Here is a 16,175-nt window from a genome sequence, read left to right as displayed (position 1 = left end):
TTCCGGAGACACTCGACATGCGACATCACGCTATCGGCGCCGGCTTCGGCCGCGCGCTGAGGACGGCCCTCGCCGGCCTCGCCCTCGCGGGCGCCACGACCCTGGCCGGCGCCGCGGACTACAAGATCCTCGTGCCCGCCGCACCCGGCGGCGGCTACGACCAGCTCGGCCGCGCGGTGCAGGCCGCGCTGCAGGCCAACAAGCTCGCCGAGCGCGTGCAGGTGAACAACGTCGCCGGCGCGGGCGGCACGATCGGGCTCGCGCAGCTGATTAACAGCAGCAAGGGCGACGGTGGCGCGCTGATGGCGAGCGGCAAGGGCATGGTGTCGGCGGTGTTCATTAACAAGTCGCCGGTCACGCTGGCGAACGTCACGCCGATCGCGCGCCTTACCGGCGAGTACGAGGTGCTGGTGGTGCCGGCGAGCTCGCCGCTCAAATCCATGGCCGACCTCGTCGCCGCGTACAAGGCGAACCCGGCCGCGGTGTCGTGGGCGGGCGGCTTCGCCGGCGGCGTGGATCAGCTCACCGCCGGAATGATCGTGCAGGCGATCGGCGGCGAGGCGGGCAAGTTCAATTACGTCGCCTTCGGCAGCGGCGGCGAGGTGCTCGCGCAGGTGCTCGGCGGCCACGTCACCGTGGGTCTCGGCGGCTTCAACGAGTTCGCCGGCCAGATCAAGGCCGGCAAGCTGCGCGCGCTGGCGGTGACGGCGCCCGCGCGCGTCAAGGACATCGACGTGCCGACGCTGAAGGAGCAGGGCATCAATGTCGAGTTCGTTAACTGGCGCGGCATCATGGCGGCACCCGGCATCAGCGACGCGCAGCGCGACGAGCTGGTCAAGGCGGTGACGCAGATGGCCAGGAGTGAGTCGTGGCAGGCGACGCTGGCGAAGAACGAATGGGTCGACATGCTGATGACCGGCGACGAGTTCCGCCACTACGTCGAGGCCGAGCAGAAGACCGTGTTCAAGCTTGTCAGCGACCTCGGGCTGGTGAAGAAATGAGCACGCGCGCACGCATCGATGCCGGCGAGCTGCTGATCTCGCTCGTGCTGCTGGCGCTGGGCAGCTTCGTGGCGTTCGAGACCCAGGGCATCGCCGAGACGCAGGGCTATGCGCAGGTCGGCCCGCGCCTCTTCCCCTACCTCATCGGCACCGGCCTCATGCTGTGCGGCGCCTGGCTCGCGTGGCAGGCGCTGTCCGGCGGATGGCGCGCGATGCCGGACGAGGCCGAGACGCACGCCGCGCCCGACCGCATGGGCTTCGTGCTGATCAGCGCCGGCGTGGTGCTGCACATGGTGCTGATCGGCTGGGCCGGCTTCGTCCTCGCCTCGACGCTGCTCTTCGTGCTGGTCGCACGCGGCTTCGGCAGCATGAAGCCGGTGCGCGACCTCGGGATCGCGGCCGTGCTGTCGACGCTCGTGTACTTCCTCTTCACGCGCGGCCTGGGCCTGAGCCTGCCCGCCGGCCCGTTCGGAGGCTGAGATGGAAACCCTCAACGCACTCCTCTCCGGCTTCGCGGTCGCGCTAAGCCTGCAGAACCTGTTCCTCGGCTTCGTCGGCGTCACGCTGGGCACCGCGGTCGGCGTGCTGCCGGGCGTCGGCCCCGCGCTGACGGTGGCGCTGCTGCTGCCGGCCACCGCGAGCTTCGAGCCCACCGGCGCGCTGATCATGTTCGCCGGCATCTACTATGGCGCGATGTTCGGCGGCTCGACGACCTCGATCCTGCTCAATACGCCGGGCGAGTCGGCGACCATCGTCACCGCGATGGAAGGCAACATGATGGCCAAGCGCGGCCGCGCCGGTGCGGCGCTCGCGACCTCGGCGATCGGCTCCTTCGTCGCCGGCACCATCGGCACCGTGCTGCTGACCTTCGTGTCGCCCTTCGCGGTCGACGTCGCGCTCAAATTCGGCCCGGCCGAGTACTTCTCGGTGATGGTGCTGGCCTTCGTGACGGTGTCGGCGGTGCTCGGCGCCTCGCCCGCGCGCGGCCTCGCGGCGCTGTTCCTCGGGCTCACGATCGGCCTCATCGGCCTCGACAGCCAGACCGGCCAGGCGCGCTTCACGCTGGGCATCCCGGAACTGCTCGACGGCCTCGACATCGTCGTCGTCGCGGTGGGTCTGTTCGCGGTCGGCGAGACCCTGTACGTCGCCACCTACCTCAACCGTGGCGTCGACACCATCGAGCAGATGAAGGGCTCGATCTGGATGAGCAAGGAGGACTGGAAGCGCTCGTGGAAGCCGTGGCTGCGTGGCACCGCCTTCGGTTTCCCGTTCGGCTGTATCCCCGCGGGCGGCGCCGAGATCCCGACTTTCCTCTCCTACGCGACCGAGAAGAAGCTCAGCAAGCATGCCGACGAGTTCGGCAAGGGCGCGATCGAAGGCGTGGCCGGGCCGGAAGCGGCCAACAACGCCTCCGCGAGCGGCACGCTGATGCCGCTGCTGACGCTGGGCCTGCCGACCACCGCGACCGCCGCGATCATCCTCGCCGCGTTCCAGCAGTACGGCCTGCAGCCCGGCCCGCTGCTGTTCGACACGCAGCCGGAGCTGATCTGGGGCCTGATCGCGAGCATGTACATCGGTAACGTGATCCTGCTCGCGCTCAACCTGCCGCTCGTGGGCGTGTGGGTGAAGCTGCTGGCGATCCCGCGTCCGCTGCTCTACGCCGGCATCCTGATCTTCGCGACGATGGGCGCCTACGGCATCCGCAACTCGTGGTTCGACCTCGCGCTGCTGTACGGCATCGGCCTGCTGGGCTTCGTGATGCGCCGCTACGACATCCCGGTCGCCCCGGTGCTGGTCGGCCTGATCCTGGGGCCGCTGTCCGAGCAGCAGTTCCGCCGCGCGCTCGCGATCAGCCAGGGCGACCTGTCGATCTTCGTGACCCAGCCGATCTCGGCGACGGTGCTCGCAATCACCGCGCTGGTCGTGATCGTGCCGCAGGCGTGGCGTCTCGTGCGCCGCATGCAGGCGAATGCGATCGGCCACCATTCCCCGATCTGAGGACGGCCGCGCGTGCTCGCATCCCCGATCGACACCGGCGCCGGCGCGGCGCCCGGCAACCTCTCACCCCAAGGACGCACCATGTTCCAGCACATCCTCGTCCCCACCGACGGCTCGCCGCTGTCCGATCGCGCCCTCGACCGCGCGATCGGGCTCGCTCGCGAACTGCGCGCACGGCTCACGATTCTCAACGCCACGGCCGAAGCGCCGTTCCCGGTGACCAACTTCGGCGAGGACGGCCACTACGATCCCGAGAAGTCGCGCCGCTTCGCCCGCGAAGCCGCCACGCACGGCCAGCGCATCATCGAGGTCGCGCTCGCCCGCGCGCAGGAGGCCGGGATCGCCGCCGACGCAGTCCTCGAAAGCAGCGAAACACCCCACCGCGTGATCATCCAGATCGCCGAGAGCCGCGGCTGCGACCTGATCTGCATGGCCTCGCACGGCCGGCGCGGCATCAACGCGCTGCTGCTGGGCAGCGAGACCAACAAGGTGCTCGCGCACTGCACGATTCCCGTGCTGGTGTGCCGCTGAACGCGCGTCGCTCCAGGCGGCGCCGGAAGCTCGTTTTCCGCCCCGGCGAGCCGGGTAGTCCACCGGGCTCGGCATGACGGCGGAAAACGCGGATAATTGCGGATTGCGCCCGCATCGGGCAGATTTGAGGACGTAACCGTGACCCGCCTTCAGAACGACACCTTCCTGCGCGCCTTGCTGCGCCAGCCGACCGAATACACGCCGCTGTGGCTGATGCGGCAGGCGGGGCGCTACTTGCCCGAGTACTGCGAGACCCGCAAGCGCGCCGGCAGCTTCCTGAACCTGTGCAAGAGCCCGACGATGGCCTGCGAGGTCACGCTGCAGCCGCTCGCGCGCTACAACCTCGACGCCGCGATCCTGTTCTCCGACATCCTCACGGTGCCGGACGCGATGGGCCTGGGCCTGTACTTCGCCGAAGGCGAGGGCCCGCGCTTCGAGCGCCCGCTGCGCGACGAATGGGAGATCCGCAACCTCGCGATCCCCGATCCGCACGCCGAGCTGCAGTACGTGATGGACGCGGTCGCCGAGATCCGCCGCGCGCTCAACGGCAGCGTGCCGCTGATCGGCTTCTCCGGCAGCCCGTGGACGCTCGCCTGCTACATGGTCGAAGGCGGTTCGTCCGACGACTATCGCAAGGTCAAGGCGATGGCCTACTCGCGCCCCGACCTGATGCACCACATCCTGTCCGTGACGGCCGACTCCGTCGTCGCCTACCTCAACGCGCAGATCGAATCCGGCGCGCAGGCCGTGATGGTGTTCGACTCCTGGGGTGGCGCGTTGTCCGAGGCCGCTTACCACGAGTTCTCGCTGCCCTACCTCAAGCGCGTCGTCGACGGCCTGATCAAGGAGCGCGACGGTGAGCGCGTGCCGAACATCGTGTTCACCAAGGGCGGCGGCCTGTGGATCGAGAGCATCGCCGACATCGGCTGCGACGCCGTGGGCCTCGACTGGACGATGGACATCGGCCGTGCGCGCAAGCTCGTCGGCGACAAGGTCGCGTTGCAGGGCAACCTCGACCCCAACGTGCTGTTCGCGCCGCCCGAAGCGGTCGCGCGCGAAGCGAAGCGTGTGCTCGATTCCTACGGCAACCACCCCGGCCATGTCTTCAACCTCGGCCACGGCATCTCGCAGTTCACGCCGCCCGAGTCCGTGTCGGTGCTGGTCGAGGCCGTGCACGAGCACAGTCGCAAGATCCGCGCCGGCGCCTGAGCGTCCCGCAACAGCACCCGAACCCCGGCCGGGACGCGCACCGCGCACCCCGCCGGGGTTCCCTTTTGGGGCCGCGTTGAGTGCCGCGGCGGCACCGCTCCGGTGCGGGCGCGCAGCCGGAGGCGACCGTTCCAGCCTTGTCAAGCGGAAAATCTGCATCGATCGCTTGACTTATGCACAACAGACCGAAACTGAAGCTGGATCCTGCATGGAATTGGGGCTTATTCACCGAAATCCATAAGTGCATGAAATTTAAAGAATAAAAATTTGCCTACTGTTAAGGCAAAGTGACAGAAGGGCAGGTGCGGCGCCGGGTTCAGGACGTTTCACCCATGCTATCAACAAAGTTATCCACAGCTTTTGTGGACAAGCGCCGGAAGGGTTTCACGGCAAAGAGTTAACCCCCGTTTCCGAACAACGAATTTAACAATCAGCCGTAAGCAACTGATAGTTAAACAAAAATCGTGTAGAACACGAGATCCGAATGTCCATCGTCCGTGTCGCGCTCCCCGTTCCGCTGCCGCAACTCTTTGATTATTCATCGCAAGATGCATGCAATGAGGATGTTGGCCGCTGCGTGCGGGTGCCCTTCGGACGGGGCGAGAAGAGCGGCGTGATCGTCGCGCTGCTCGCTGAATCGGACCTGGACCCCGCGCGCCTCAAGGCGGTGCGTCATATCCAGCGCGAAGTCGCGCCCCTGCCGGCGGATTGGCTGGAGCTGGTCGGCTTCGTCGCGCGCTACTACCACGCGCCGCTCGGCGAAGTGATCGCGCTTGCGCTGCCCCCCGGACTGCGCCGCGCCGATGCCGTGAGCGACCGCGAGAGCGACCCGCTGCTGGACCTGAGCCCGGAAGGCCAGGCGGCACTGGTCGAGTCCCGCCGCGCGAGCCGGGCGCTGGCGCTGCTCGGCGAATTGCGCGCGGCCGGCGTGATCCGGCGCAGCGCGGCGCGCGAGCTGCCCGCGGGTGCGGCGCTGGGCGACGCGATGAAGCGCGGCTGGGTCGTCGCGGTGCGCGGCGCGGACCCCTCGCAGCCGGCGGCGAACCGGCCGGAACTCACCGACGAGCAGCGCGCCGCAGTCGAGGCGGTCTCGGCAGGCCCGGAAGGTTTCGCGCCCTGGCTGCTGCAGGGCGTCACCGGCAGCGGCAAGACCGAGGTGTACCTGCGTCTAGCCGAACGTGCGCTGGCGGCGGGCCGGCAGGTGCTGATGCTGGTGCCCGAGATTGCGCTCACGCCGCAGCTCGAATCGCGCGTCGCGAACCGCTTCCCCGCCGCCTGCGTCGTCAGCCTGCATTCCGCGCTCGCCGAAGGGGCGCGCTCGCGCGGTTTCGTGCAGGCCCTCGAAGGCCGCGCCGACATCGTGCTCGGCACGCGCCTGTCGGTGTTCGCGCCGCTGCCGCGCCTCGGCCTCATCCTCGTCGACGAGGAGCACGACGCCTCCTACAAGCAGCAGGAGGGGGTGCGCTACTCGGCGCGCGACGTCGCGGTGTGGCGGGCACGGCAGCGCAAGGTGCCGGTGGTGCTCGGCTCGGCGACGCCTTCGCTGGAGAGCTGGCAGCACGCACGTCTGGAGCGCTATCGCAGCCTGCGTCTGGACGCGCGCGCGCTGGCGAGCACGCTGCCGACCGTGCGCCGCATCGACTTGCGCCGCATGAAGCTCGACGAAGGGCTCAGCCCCCAGCTCAAGACCGCAATCGGCGAGCGCCTCGCGCGCGGCGAGCAGAGCCTCGTGTTCCTCAACCGCCGCGGCTACGCGCCGGTGCTGTCCTGCCCCGCCTGCGGCTGGGTGAGCCAGTGCCCGCACTGCTCGGCCAACCTCGTCGTGCATCTCGCCGACCGCCGCCTGCGTTGCCACCATTGCGGCTGCGACACCGAGGTGCCGCACCACTGCCCGGTGTGCAGCAACCAGGACATCCAGCCCTTCGGCCGTGGCACGCAGCGCGTCGAGGCGCGCCTGGTGGAGCTCTTCCCCGAAGCGCGGGTGCTGCGCGTGGACCGCGATTCGGCGCGCACGCGCAACCAGTGGGAAAGCCTGCTCGCGCAGATCGCCAGCGGCGAGGCCGACATCCTCGTCGGCACGCAGATGATGGCGAAGGGCCACGACTTCCCGCAGCTCACGCTGGTCGGCGTCATCGGCGCCGACGCGTCGCTGCACGCGGCGGATTTTCGCGCGCCGGAGCGCCTGTTCCAGCAGCTGATGCAGGTCGGCGGACGTGCCGGACGCGCTCACCTGCCGGGCGAGGTGCTGATCCAGACCGAGTACCCCGACCACCCGCTGTATCGCTGCCTGGTGAAGCACGACTTCGACGCCTTCGCCGCGAGCGCGCTGGACGAGCGCCGCGCGGCCGGCTTCCCGCCCTTCACCTTCCAGGCGATGCTGCGTGCCGACGCGCCGCTGCTCGACGATGCGCTGCAGTTCCTCGCCCACGCGCGCCGCCTTGCGCAGGAGATCGCGCCGGCGGGCGTGCGCGTGTTCGACGCGGTGCCGATGCGCCTGACGCGGCTCGCGCGGCGCGAACGCGCGCAACTGCTGGCCGAGGCTGACGAGCGCGCGCCCCTGCAGGGCTTCCTCGCGCACTGGATCGAGGTGCTGCGCGGGCAGCGTACGGCGCGGGAGCTGCGCTGGCAGCTGGACGTGGATCCGCTCGAGGTGTGAGGCGGCAGGCTTCCGTGCGGGTGCGTCTGCGCCTATCATCGTCAGGGTTCCAGGATTCCAGAATTCCCGGATTCCATTTCCGCGCTGCAAGGGCCGGTCGGAGCGCAATCAACGTCACCGATCGGGCGGCGCAAGGAGAAGGCATGGTTCACGGAAGGCGGTGCTTTGCCGCGGTCGGCGGGGCGTCGCCGGGTCGCGGAGGCCTGGCATGACGCCGGACGGGACATTGCGCCTGCGCGCGATCCGCGACGGGCGTCGCATCAGCGGACTGCGGGTGGAAAAACCCCTGCCGCAGGCCGCGCAGAGACTGGTCGGGTGCAGCGTCGACGAGGCCATCGGGCTCGTGCCGACGCTCTTCGGCGTGTGTTCGCGCGCACAGGGCATTGCGGCGAAGGCGGCCTGCGTTGCTGCCGGTGCGCCGAATCTCGCGCGTGCCGAAGCGTGGGCCGAGGAGCGCATTCTCGCGACCGAAATCGCGCAGGAACACCTGTCGCGCCTGATGCTCGACTGGCCGAAACTGTTCGGCCACCCGCCGCGCAGCGACCGTTTCGTGGAGCTGCAACGTCGCCTGGGGCTGAGCGGCGACTCGCGCGCAGCCTACGACCTGGGGGGCGACCTGCTCGACCTCGTCGTCGTCGAGCTTCTCACCGGCTTCTTCCGTGCCGCGCGCGAACCCAGCGGCCTGCGCGAATTCGTCGAACGCGCGCGGCGCGGCGGCTCGATCGGCGCGGCGCTCGCGGACCTGATCGAGATGGGCTCGTCGACGCTGGAGGGCGAGGCGGTGCCGCTGCTGCCGGCGCTCGCGGCAGGTGCCTGGGCGCACGAACTGGGTGGCGTGCCGTCCGCGGACTTCTGCGCGGCGCCGACGCTGTTCGGTCGCGCACACGAGTCGGGCGTGCTCGCGCGCCATGCCGGTTCGATGATGGTGCGCAACCTGCTCACGCATCGCCACCGCATCGCCGCGCGCCTCTTCGCGCGCGTCGTGGACCTCTCGGACTGTGCCAGCCGCCTGCGCCATCCGCTCGCGTCCGACATGCCGCTGTTGGTCGATGCCGCACCGCTCGGCGAAAACGCGGGACTGGCCTGCGTCGAGACCGCGCGCGGGCTGCTGATGCACGCCGTGCGCCTCGACGGCGAGCGCATCGCCGAGTACGCGATCGTCACGCCGACCGAGTGGAACTTCCACGCCGACGGCCCCTTCGTGCGCGAAGGCTGCGGCTGGGCGGCGGAGTCGGACGAGGCGGCGCTGCTGCGGCTGAAGGCGCTCGCGCTGTCGCTGGACCCCTGCATCGAATACGAAATCACGATGGAAGACGCGGCCAGTGCATGAGATGTCGCTCGCCGAGAGCATCCGCGGCATCGTCGAGGAAACGGCGCAGGGGCAGGGCGCACAGCGGGTGAAGACGATCGTGCTGGCGATCGGCGAACTGGCGTCGGTGGAGGTCGAGGCGCTGCGCTTCTGCCTCGACGTGGTGCTGCGCGACTCGCTCGCGGACGGCGCGGCGATCAAGATCGAGCCGGTTGCGGGCGCCGGCTGGTGCCCCGCGTGCGACCGCAGCGTGCCGCTCGTGCAGCGCTACGACCCGTGCCCGCACTGCGACGGCTACCAGCTGCGGCCGACCGGCGGCACCGAGATGCGGGTGAAGGAAATCGAAGTCGAGTGAAGCAGGATTGTAGGGCGGAAAAGCGCAGCGCCTTCCGCCGCATGGCAGATGTGATCGATGCGCATGCGACGGCGCAGATGGCCAACTCGGCCTTCGGCTCATCCGCCCTACGCCAGATTGCACGGCGCTTGACCCGGATAACAGTATCTACGGTTCGCGCGGAACACGTTGTTTGGACGGAGCAGGACATGTGTACGGTGTGTGGATGCGGTGGGGCGGGCGCGAGCATTGGCGGTGCAGGGTGGTCGAAGGCCGCGCGCGCGAAGGGGGGCGCGACGCGGGCGTGGAAGACGGTGACGCCCGCGCATGACCATGAGCATTCGCACGATCCTGCGTCCGAGGCCGCTGCCGCAGGCGAGGACACGCACATCCACGCCGGCCATCGCCACCTCCACTTCGGCGCCGGCCCCGCGCACGCGCATGCGCCCGGCCTGACGCAGTCGCAGATGGTGAAAATCGAGCGCGACATCCTCGGCAAGAACGACGCGCTCGCCGATGAAAACCGCCGCCAGCTGGCCGCCCGCGGCATCTTCGCGCTGAACCTCGTCTCCAGCCCCGGCTCGGGCAAGACGGCGCTGCTCGTGCGCACGCTCACCGAGTTCGCCGGCCGCGTGCCGGCCGCGGTCATCGAAGGCGACCAGCAGACCGAGTTCGACGCCGAGCGCATCCGCGCGACCGGCGTCCCGGCGCTGCAGATCAACACCGGCAAGGGCTGCCACCTCGACGCCGACATGGTCGGCCGCGCGCTCGCGCAGATGCAGCTTGCCGACGACAGCCTGCTGCTGATCGAGAACGTCGGCAACCTCGTCTGCCCGGCCGCCTTCGACCTCGGCGAGGCGCACAAGGTCGCGATCCTGTCCGTGACCGAAGGCGAGGACAAGCCGCTAAAGTACCCCGACATGTTCGCCGCCGCCGACCTGATGCTGCTCAACAAGGTGGATCTGCTGCCGCACCTGACTTTCGACGTCGAGCGCGCGATCGGCTACGCGCGGCGCGTGAATCCGGCGATCGAGGTGATCCGCACGTCGTCGACGAGCGGCGAGGGCATCGCCGAATGGCTGGCGTGGCTGGAGCGGGGGATGGCGAAGGCGCGCGGTGCTCGCGCGGCCGAGGCGCAGTCGGCCTGATCCCCTCCCATGACGACCGCGCACGAGGCGCCCCCCTTTGCCGTGACGCTGCCGCTGGCGCCGCGCGGCCCGTCCGTGCTCGCGTTCGGGGCATACTTCAAGAACGCGCTGTGCCTCGCCTGCGACGGTGAGGCACACATCGGCGCGACCGTCGGCGATCTCGACACCTCGGAGGCCTGCCATGACATGGACGCGTGGGTCGAGGCGATCGTCGCCCATCACACGCCCGCCGCGGTCGCGCACGACCTGCACCCGGACTTCCACTCCAGCCGCCGCGCCTGCGAAATCGCCGCGCGCCTTGGCGTGCCGGCGTTTCCCGTGCAGCACCACCACGCGCACGTCGCCGCGGTGCTCGCCGAGCACGGCCACGCGGGTCCGGCGCTGGCCCTCGCGCTCGACGGCGTGGGTCTCGGCAGCGACGGCACGGCTTGGGGTGGCGAGCTGCTGCGCGTCGACGGCGCGTCCTTCGAGAGGTTGGGCCACCTCGCACCGCTGCCGCTCGCCGGCGGCGACCGCGCCGCGCGCGAACCTTGGCGCATGGCCGCGGCGGTGCTGCACCGCGCGGGCCGCGCCGACGAGATCGCGACGCGCTTCGCCGCCCAGCCCGCCGCGGCGATGCTCGCGCAGCTCCTCGGCCGCAGTGCGCTGTGCCCGCCCACGTCCAGCCTCGGCCGCGTCTTCGACGCCGCCGCGGGGTTGCTGGGCCTGTGCCCGGTAATGCATTTCGAGGCCGAAGCCGCGATCGCGCTCGAACGCGCGGCGGCCGGATACCTCGATCGCGTCGGCGACCTTGCACCCGAAGCCGACGGCTGGTCGATAGACGGGGCAGCGCGACTCGACCTGTTCCCGCTGCTGGCCACGCTCGCCGATGAAACGGACGCCGCCCGCGGCGCCGCGCGCTTCCATGTCACGCTCGTTGCCGCGCTGGACGACTGGGTCGCCCGGGCTGCCGACCAGACGTGCCTCGATGTCGTCGCGCTGTCGGGCGGCTGTCTGCACAACCGCATCCTGTCGCAACGCCTTGGCGCCGCGCTGCGTGAGCGTGGCCTGACGGTGCTCGAAGCGCAGCGCCTGTCGCCCGGCGACGCCGGCCTCGCGTTGGGGCAGGCGTGGGTTGCGATGCATCACCTGATGACTGGGGAATGCCGTGCATCGTAGGGCGGGAGCAGCGCAGCGAATCCCGCCAACGGGGCGTGGCGCGACTTTCGGCCGTTGGCGGCGGGATGCGCCTTCGGCTTCTCCCGCCCTACGTAGTGCCATGCCCGGCCCGCGTACTGCATCGACCACCGATTCCAAGGAATGAAAGATGTGCCTCGCCATCCCCGCCCGCATCGTCGAACTGCTGCCCGGTGACGCCTGCCGCGTCGACCTCGGCGGCGTGCGCAAGGAGATCTCGCTCGCGCTGGTCGACGGTGCCGAGGTCGGCGACTACGTGATCGTGCATGTCGGCTACGCGCTGTCCAAGCTCGACCAGGACGAGGCCGAGCAGACGCTCGCGCTCTTCGCCGACACGGGCCTCGCCGGCCCTGCGCGCGCGTCTGCGTCCGAAGACGGCGGCGCATGAAATACGTCGACGAGTTCCGCGACGGCGCGCTCGCCGCGAAGCTCGCGGAGGCGATCGCGCGCGAGGCTGACCCCGGCCGGCGATACGCCTTCATGGAGTTCTGCGGCGGCCACACGCACGCGATCTCGCGCTACGGCGTCACGGATCTCCTGCCCGCCAACGTGCGCATGATCCACGGCCCCGGCTGCCCCGTGTGCGTGCTGCCGATCGGCCGCATCGACATGGCGATCCGGTTGGCGCTCGCGCGCCCCGACGTCACGATCTGCACCTACGGCGACTGCCTGCGCGTGCCCGCGTCCGACGGCCTGTCGCTGCTGAAGGCCAAGGCGCGCGGCGCCGACATCCGCATGGTGTATTCGGCCGCGGACGCGCTGGCGCTCGCGCAGAAGATGCCCGATCGCGAAGTCGTGTTCTTCGCCATCGGCTTCGAGACCACGACCCCGCCGACCGCGCTGGTACTGCGCCAGGCGCAGGCGCTGGGGCACGCGAACTTCAGCGTGCTGTGCAACCACGTGCTCACCCCTTCGGCGATCCTGACCATCCTCGAATCGCCCGAAGTGCGCGAACTCGGCACCGTGCCGCTCGACGGCTTCATCGGCCCGGCGCACGTATCGACGATCATCGGCAGCCGTCCCTACGCCTTCTTCGCCGAGGAATACCGCAAGCCCGTCGTGATCGCCGGTTTCGAGCCGCTCGACGTGATGCAGGCGATCCGCATGCTGATCCGGCAGGTGAACGAGGGCCGCGCCGAGGTCGAGAACGAGTTCACCCGCGCGGTCACGCCGGACGGCAACCTCAAGGCGCAGGCGATCGTGTCCGAAGTCTTCGAGCCGCGCCGCAGCTTCGAATGGCGGGGACTGCGCGAAGTGCCGTATTCCGCGCTGCGGATCCGCGGCCCCTTCGCCGCTTGGGACGCCGAGGCGAAGTTCGGCCTCGAATTCGTCTCCGTCCCCGACAACCGCGCCTGCGAATGCGGCGCGATCCTGCGTGGCGTGAAGACGCCGACCGACTGCAAGCTGTTCGGCACCGTGTGCACGCCCGAGAACCCGATGGGCTCGTGCATGGTGTCCTCCGAAGGCGCCTGCGCGGCGCACTACAACTACGGGCGCTTCCGGGATGTCCCGGTCGTCGCCGGGATGACCCGATGAGCCTCGCCTCCCCCGTCAAGAAGGGCTACGTGCGTCCGCTCGACCTCAAGCACGGCCGCGTCGACATGGGCCACGGCGCCGGCGGCCGCGCGATGGCGCAGCTGATCTCCGAACTCTTCGCCGCCGCCTTCGCCAACGAGCACCTCGACCGCGGCGACGACGTGGCCGTGCTGCCCGCCCCCGCGCCGGGCGATCGCCTCGTCGTCGCCACCGACGCCCACGTCGTCAGCCCCTTGTTCTTCCCCGGCGGCGACATCGGCTGCCTGTCCGTGCACGGCACCGTGAACGACCTCGCGGTGATGGGCGCCCGCCCGCTGTATCTGGCCGCGAGCTTCATCCTCGAGGAAGGCTTCCCGCTCGCCGAACTCGCGCGCATCGTGCAGTCGATGGCGCACGCGTCGCGCGAAGCCGGCGTGCCGGTCGTGACCGGCGACACCAAGGTCGTCGAGCAGGGCAAGGGCGACGGCGTCTTCATCACCACCACCGGCGTCGGCGCGCTGCCCGCCGGACGCGAAATCGGCGGCGCGAACGCCCGCCCCGGCGACGCGATCCTCGTCTCCGGCACCCTCGGCGACCACGGCATGGCGATCATGGCGCAACGCGAATCGCTCGCCTTCGACTCCGAGATCGCTTCCGACACCGCCGCGCTGCACGGCCTCGTCGCCGCGATGCTCGAAGCGGTCCCGACCATCCGCGTCCTGCGCGACCCCACGCGCGGCGGCCTCGCGACGACGCTCAACGAAATCGCCACCCAGTCCGGCGTCGGCATGGACCTCGACGAAGCCGCGATCCCCGTCCACCCCCAGGTCGCCGCGGCCTGCGAGCTGCTCGGTCTCGATCCGCTCTACGTCGCCAACGAAGGCAAGCTCATCGCGATCTGCGCAGCCGAGGACGCCGAGCGCCTGCTCGCCACGATGCGCGCCCATCCGCTGGGCCAACGCGCCGCCCGCATCGGCACCGTCACCGCCGACCCCAACGCCTTCGTCCAGATCCGCACCGCCTTCGGCGGCCGGCGCATGGTGGATTGGTTGTCGGGGGAGCAGTTACCGAGGATTTGTTGATCGGGATCGAAGACGTGGATGAGAGAGTGATCTCGAAAGTTGCCGGGGCCTCAGGACTCCCTCCCCTTCAAGGGGAGGGTTGGGGTGGGGATGGGTTTCTGCTCCACCGGGGAACAACCCATCCCCATCCTGTCCGTCCCAGGGCTGGCTTTGCACAGCCAGCCCGCTCGGACGGCGCGAAGCGGTGCTTCGCGAAACCCCGTCCTCGCCCCCTTGAAGGGGAAGGAACCTTCTAACTTAGTTCCGAGATCCGGCTACGACCATCCACCGATGCGCATCCTCCTCCTCACCCACAGCTTCAACAGCCTCACGCAGCGCCTGTTCGCCGAACTCAAGGCCGACGGCCACGAGCTGTCGGTCGAATTCGACATCGCCGATCGCGTCGCCGAGGAAGCCGTCGCGCTGTTCCGTCCGGACCTGATCCTCGCGCCCTTCCTCAAGCGTGCCGTGCCCGAATCCATCTGGTCGCGCCACCTCACGCTGATCGTGCACCCCGGCATCGTCGGCGACCGCGGCCCCTCCGCGCTCGACTGGGCGATCATGAACGGCGAGACGGAGTGGGGCGTCACCGTGCTGCAGGCGGAAGCGGAGATGGATGCCGGCCCGGTGTGGGCGAGTGTCCGCTTTTCAATGCGCGAGGCGACGAAAGCCAGCCTCTACCGCAATGAAGTCACCGCCGCGGTGCTGCATGCGGTCAGAGCCGCCATCCGGAACATCCCCGATTGGCGTGCCGGTAAATGGGCGCCGACCCCGCTCGCGCAGATCCTCGAAAGCGCCGGGCAACGCGGCAAGAAACAAGACGCCCAAGACAACGAAACGACATCCAGTCCCGCACACCGCAGCCCCCTTCGGGCGGTGTTTCGTGCTGAGGCGTCCGCCACGCGTCCAACGAAGCGCGAGACAGCGCCCGGAGGGGGCGGTTTAGCGCCGCAACAAACACCGTTCGGCATCGCACGCCCGCTCATGAAACAGTCCGACCGAAAAATCGACTGGACGCGCGACACCACCCAAACCATCCTGCAAAAACTCCGCGCCGCCGACGGCTTCCCCGGGGTCGCCGACGCGCTGTTCGGCACCCCCTGCCACCTCTTCGACGCCCACCCCGCAACCCCCGACGAACTTCGTCCCGCCGCCCCCGGCGCCCCCATCGCCCGCCGCGACGGCGCGCTCCTGCGTGCAACGCTCGACGGCGCGGTCTGGATCGGCCACGTCAAACGCGCCGACGGCGATCACCGCTTCAAGCTTCCCGCAACCGCCGCCTTCGCCGCCGAAGCCGAAGGGCTGCCCGAACTTCAAATCCCGCTGCACCGCGACCCCACCGACGCCCGCTGGAGCGAACTGCGCTACCGCGAAAGCCCCGATGGCACGACCGGCTTCCTCGCCTTCGACTTCTACAACGGTGCGATGGCCACCGACCAATGCCGCCGCCTCACCGCCGCGATTCGATTCGCCCGATCCCGCCCGACCCGCGTCCTCGTCCTTGAAGGCGGGCGCGACTTCTGGTCCAACGGCATCCACCTCAACCGCATCGAGGCCGCCCCCTCGCCCGCGGACGAATCCTGGGCCAACATCAACGCCATGAACGACGTCTGCCTCGCGCTGCTCACGCTCACCGACCGCCTCACCGTCGCTGCGCTGCGCGGTAACGCTGGGGCAGGGGGCTGCTTCCTCGCGCTCGCCGCGGACTACGTCTGGGCGCGCGACGGCATCGTCATGAACCCGCACTACAAGAACATGGGCAACCTGTTCGGCTCCGAATACTGGACCTACCTCCTGCCGCGCCGCGTCGGCCCCGAAGCCGGCCGCCGCATCATGGGCAACCGCCTGCCGCTCCTCGCGCGCGACGCCCACGCCGCCGGTCTCATCGACGCCACCTTCAGTCCCGACCCGTGGACCTTCGAAACCGAAGTCGCGCGCCACGCCGCCGCCCTCGCCGTCGACCCCGCGCTCGCCGAGCGCATCACCGCGAAGGCCGCCCGCCGCGCCGCCGACGAAGCCGAAAAGCCGCTCGCCGCCTACCGCGAAGAAGAACTCGCCGCGCTGCGCCGCAACTTCTACGGCTTCGACCCCAGCTACCACGTCGCGCGCTACTACTTCGTGATGAAGAGCCCGCATTCCTGGACCCCGCGCCACCTCGCCCGCCACCGCGACCTCGGCTGGCGCGTGCCTTTTTCGCGGTGAAACTGTTGCTCGCGTCGATGGTGTCTGACCCACAA

Annotated in this window: 14 protein-coding genes; all 14 read left to right on the top strand. The window is 69.8% G+C overall.

The window, feature by feature from the left end:
* The first annotated feature begins 17 nt into the window (after nucleotides 1-17).
* Nucleotides 18-1,001: a Bug family tripartite tricarboxylate transporter substrate binding protein gene (locus AzCIB_RS23445; RefSeq protein ID WP_083447113.1), complete on the top strand. Its 984-nt coding sequence runs from the start codon at nucleotides 18-20 to the stop codon at nucleotides 999-1,001.
* On the top strand, nucleotides 998-1,480 hold the full coding sequence (locus AzCIB_RS23440; RefSeq protein WP_050418106.1) for a tripartite tricarboxylate transporter TctB family protein: 483 nt from the start codon (nucleotides 998-1,000) through the stop codon (nucleotides 1,478-1,480). The genes AzCIB_RS23445 and AzCIB_RS23440 overlap by 4 nt, the downstream gene beginning before the upstream one ends.
* A gap of 1 nt (nucleotide 1,481) precedes the next feature.
* Nucleotides 1,482-2,999 (top strand): tripartite tricarboxylate transporter permease, encoded by a 1,518-nt coding sequence (locus AzCIB_RS23435; protein WP_050418105.1) that lies wholly within the window; start codon nucleotides 1,482-1,484, stop codon nucleotides 2,997-2,999.
* 12 nt (nucleotides 3,000-3,011) lie between these two features.
* Nucleotides 3,012-3,530, top strand: coding sequence for a universal stress protein (locus AzCIB_RS23430; protein WP_232299307.1), 519 nt, complete (start codon nucleotides 3,012-3,014; stop codon nucleotides 3,528-3,530).
* Nucleotides 3,531-3,668: 138 nt separating this feature from the next.
* Nucleotides 3,669-4,739 (top strand): uroporphyrinogen decarboxylase, encoded by a 1,071-nt coding sequence (gene hemE / locus AzCIB_RS23425; RefSeq protein ID WP_050418104.1) that lies wholly within the window; start codon nucleotides 3,669-3,671, stop codon nucleotides 4,737-4,739.
* A gap of 484 nt (nucleotides 4,740-5,223) precedes the next feature.
* Nucleotides 5,224-7,395, top strand: a complete 2,172-nt coding sequence (locus tag AzCIB_RS23420; RefSeq protein WP_050418103.1) for a primosomal protein N' — start codon at nucleotides 5,224-5,226, stop codon at nucleotides 7,393-7,395.
* 208 nt (nucleotides 7,396-7,603) lie between these two features.
* Nucleotides 7,604-8,725 (top strand): nickel-dependent hydrogenase large subunit, encoded by a 1,122-nt coding sequence (locus AzCIB_RS23415; protein ID WP_050418102.1) that lies wholly within the window; start codon nucleotides 7,604-7,606, stop codon nucleotides 8,723-8,725.
* Complete coding sequence (gene hypA / locus AzCIB_RS23410) at nucleotides 8,718-9,059, top strand: hydrogenase maturation nickel metallochaperone HypA (protein ID WP_050418101.1); 342 nt, start codon at nucleotides 8,718-8,720, stop codon at nucleotides 9,057-9,059. Before AzCIB_RS23415 ends, hypA begins: the two co-directional genes overlap by 8 nt.
* Before the next feature lie 188 nt (nucleotides 9,060-9,247).
* Nucleotides 9,248-10,186 (top strand): hydrogenase nickel incorporation protein HypB, encoded by a 939-nt coding sequence (gene hypB, locus AzCIB_RS23405; protein WP_050418100.1) that lies wholly within the window; start codon nucleotides 9,248-9,250, stop codon nucleotides 10,184-10,186.
* Nucleotides 10,187-10,195: 9 nt separating this feature from the next.
* Nucleotides 10,196-11,344, top strand: coding sequence for a Kae1-like domain-containing protein (locus AzCIB_RS23400; RefSeq protein WP_050418099.1), 1,149 nt, complete (start codon nucleotides 10,196-10,198; stop codon nucleotides 11,342-11,344).
* A gap of 148 nt (nucleotides 11,345-11,492) precedes the next feature.
* Nucleotides 11,493-11,750 carry a HypC/HybG/HupF family hydrogenase formation chaperone gene (locus AzCIB_RS23395; RefSeq protein ID WP_050418098.1) on the top strand — a complete coding sequence of 86 codons (258 nt, stop codon included), beginning with the start codon at nucleotides 11,493-11,495 and terminating at the stop codon, nucleotides 11,748-11,750.
* Nucleotides 11,747-12,898, top strand: coding sequence for a hydrogenase formation protein HypD (gene hypD / locus AzCIB_RS23390; RefSeq protein WP_050418097.1), 1,152 nt, complete (start codon nucleotides 11,747-11,749; stop codon nucleotides 12,896-12,898). Before AzCIB_RS23395 ends, hypD begins: the two co-directional genes overlap by 4 nt.
* Entirely contained in the window at nucleotides 12,895-13,959 is a 1,065-nt protein-coding gene (gene hypE / locus AzCIB_RS23385) for a hydrogenase expression/formation protein HypE (RefSeq protein WP_050418096.1), read from the top strand. Before hypD ends, hypE begins: the two co-directional genes overlap by 4 nt.
* A 270-nt stretch (nucleotides 13,960-14,229) precedes the next feature.
* Complete coding sequence (locus tag AzCIB_RS23380) at nucleotides 14,230-16,140, top strand: hydrogenase maturation protein (protein WP_050418095.1); 1,911 nt, start codon at nucleotides 14,230-14,232, stop codon at nucleotides 16,138-16,140.
* Nucleotides 16,141-16,175: the final 35 nt, after the last annotated feature.

The sequence above is a fragment of the Azoarcus sp. CIB genome, assembly GCF_001190925.1.
Taxonomy (GTDB): domain Bacteria; phylum Pseudomonadota; class Gammaproteobacteria; order Burkholderiales; family Rhodocyclaceae; genus Aromatoleum.
Note: the sequence above shows the minus strand (reverse complement) of the source record. Positions and strands in the feature narration are given on the sequence as shown.

Excerpts from the sequence above, each read along its gene's own strand:
- AzCIB_RS23445 (WP_083447113.1), top strand. The coding sequence starts at position 18 with ATGCGACATCACGCTATCGGCGCCGGCTTCGGCCGCGCGCTGAGGACG.
- AzCIB_RS23440 (WP_050418106.1), top strand. The coding sequence starts at position 998 with ATGAGCACGCGCGCACGCATCGATGCCGGCGAGCTGCTGATCTCGCTC.
- AzCIB_RS23435 (WP_050418105.1), top strand. The coding sequence starts at position 1,482 with ATGGAAACCCTCAACGCACTCCTCTCCGGCTTCGCGGTCGCGCTAAGC.
- AzCIB_RS23420 (WP_050418103.1), top strand. The coding sequence starts at position 5,224 with ATGTCCATCGTCCGTGTCGCGCTCCCCGTTCCGCTGCCGCAACTCTTT.
- AzCIB_RS23415 (WP_050418102.1), top strand. The coding sequence starts at position 7,604 with ATGACGCCGGACGGGACATTGCGCCTGCGCGCGATCCGCGACGGGCGT.
- hypB (WP_050418100.1), top strand. The coding sequence starts at position 9,248 with ATGTGTACGGTGTGTGGATGCGGTGGGGCGGGCGCGAGCATTGGCGGT.
- AzCIB_RS23400 (WP_050418099.1), top strand. The coding sequence starts at position 10,196 with ATGACGACCGCGCACGAGGCGCCCCCCTTTGCCGTGACGCTGCCGCTG.
- AzCIB_RS23395 (WP_050418098.1), top strand. The coding sequence starts at position 11,493 with ATGTGCCTCGCCATCCCCGCCCGCATCGTCGAACTGCTGCCCGGTGAC.
- hypD (WP_050418097.1), top strand. The coding sequence starts at position 11,747 with ATGAAATACGTCGACGAGTTCCGCGACGGCGCGCTCGCCGCGAAGCTC.
- hypE (WP_050418096.1), top strand. The coding sequence starts at position 12,895 with ATGAGCCTCGCCTCCCCCGTCAAGAAGGGCTACGTGCGTCCGCTCGAC.
- AzCIB_RS23380 (WP_050418095.1), top strand. The coding sequence starts at position 14,230 with ATGCGCATCCTCCTCCTCACCCACAGCTTCAACAGCCTCACGCAGCGC.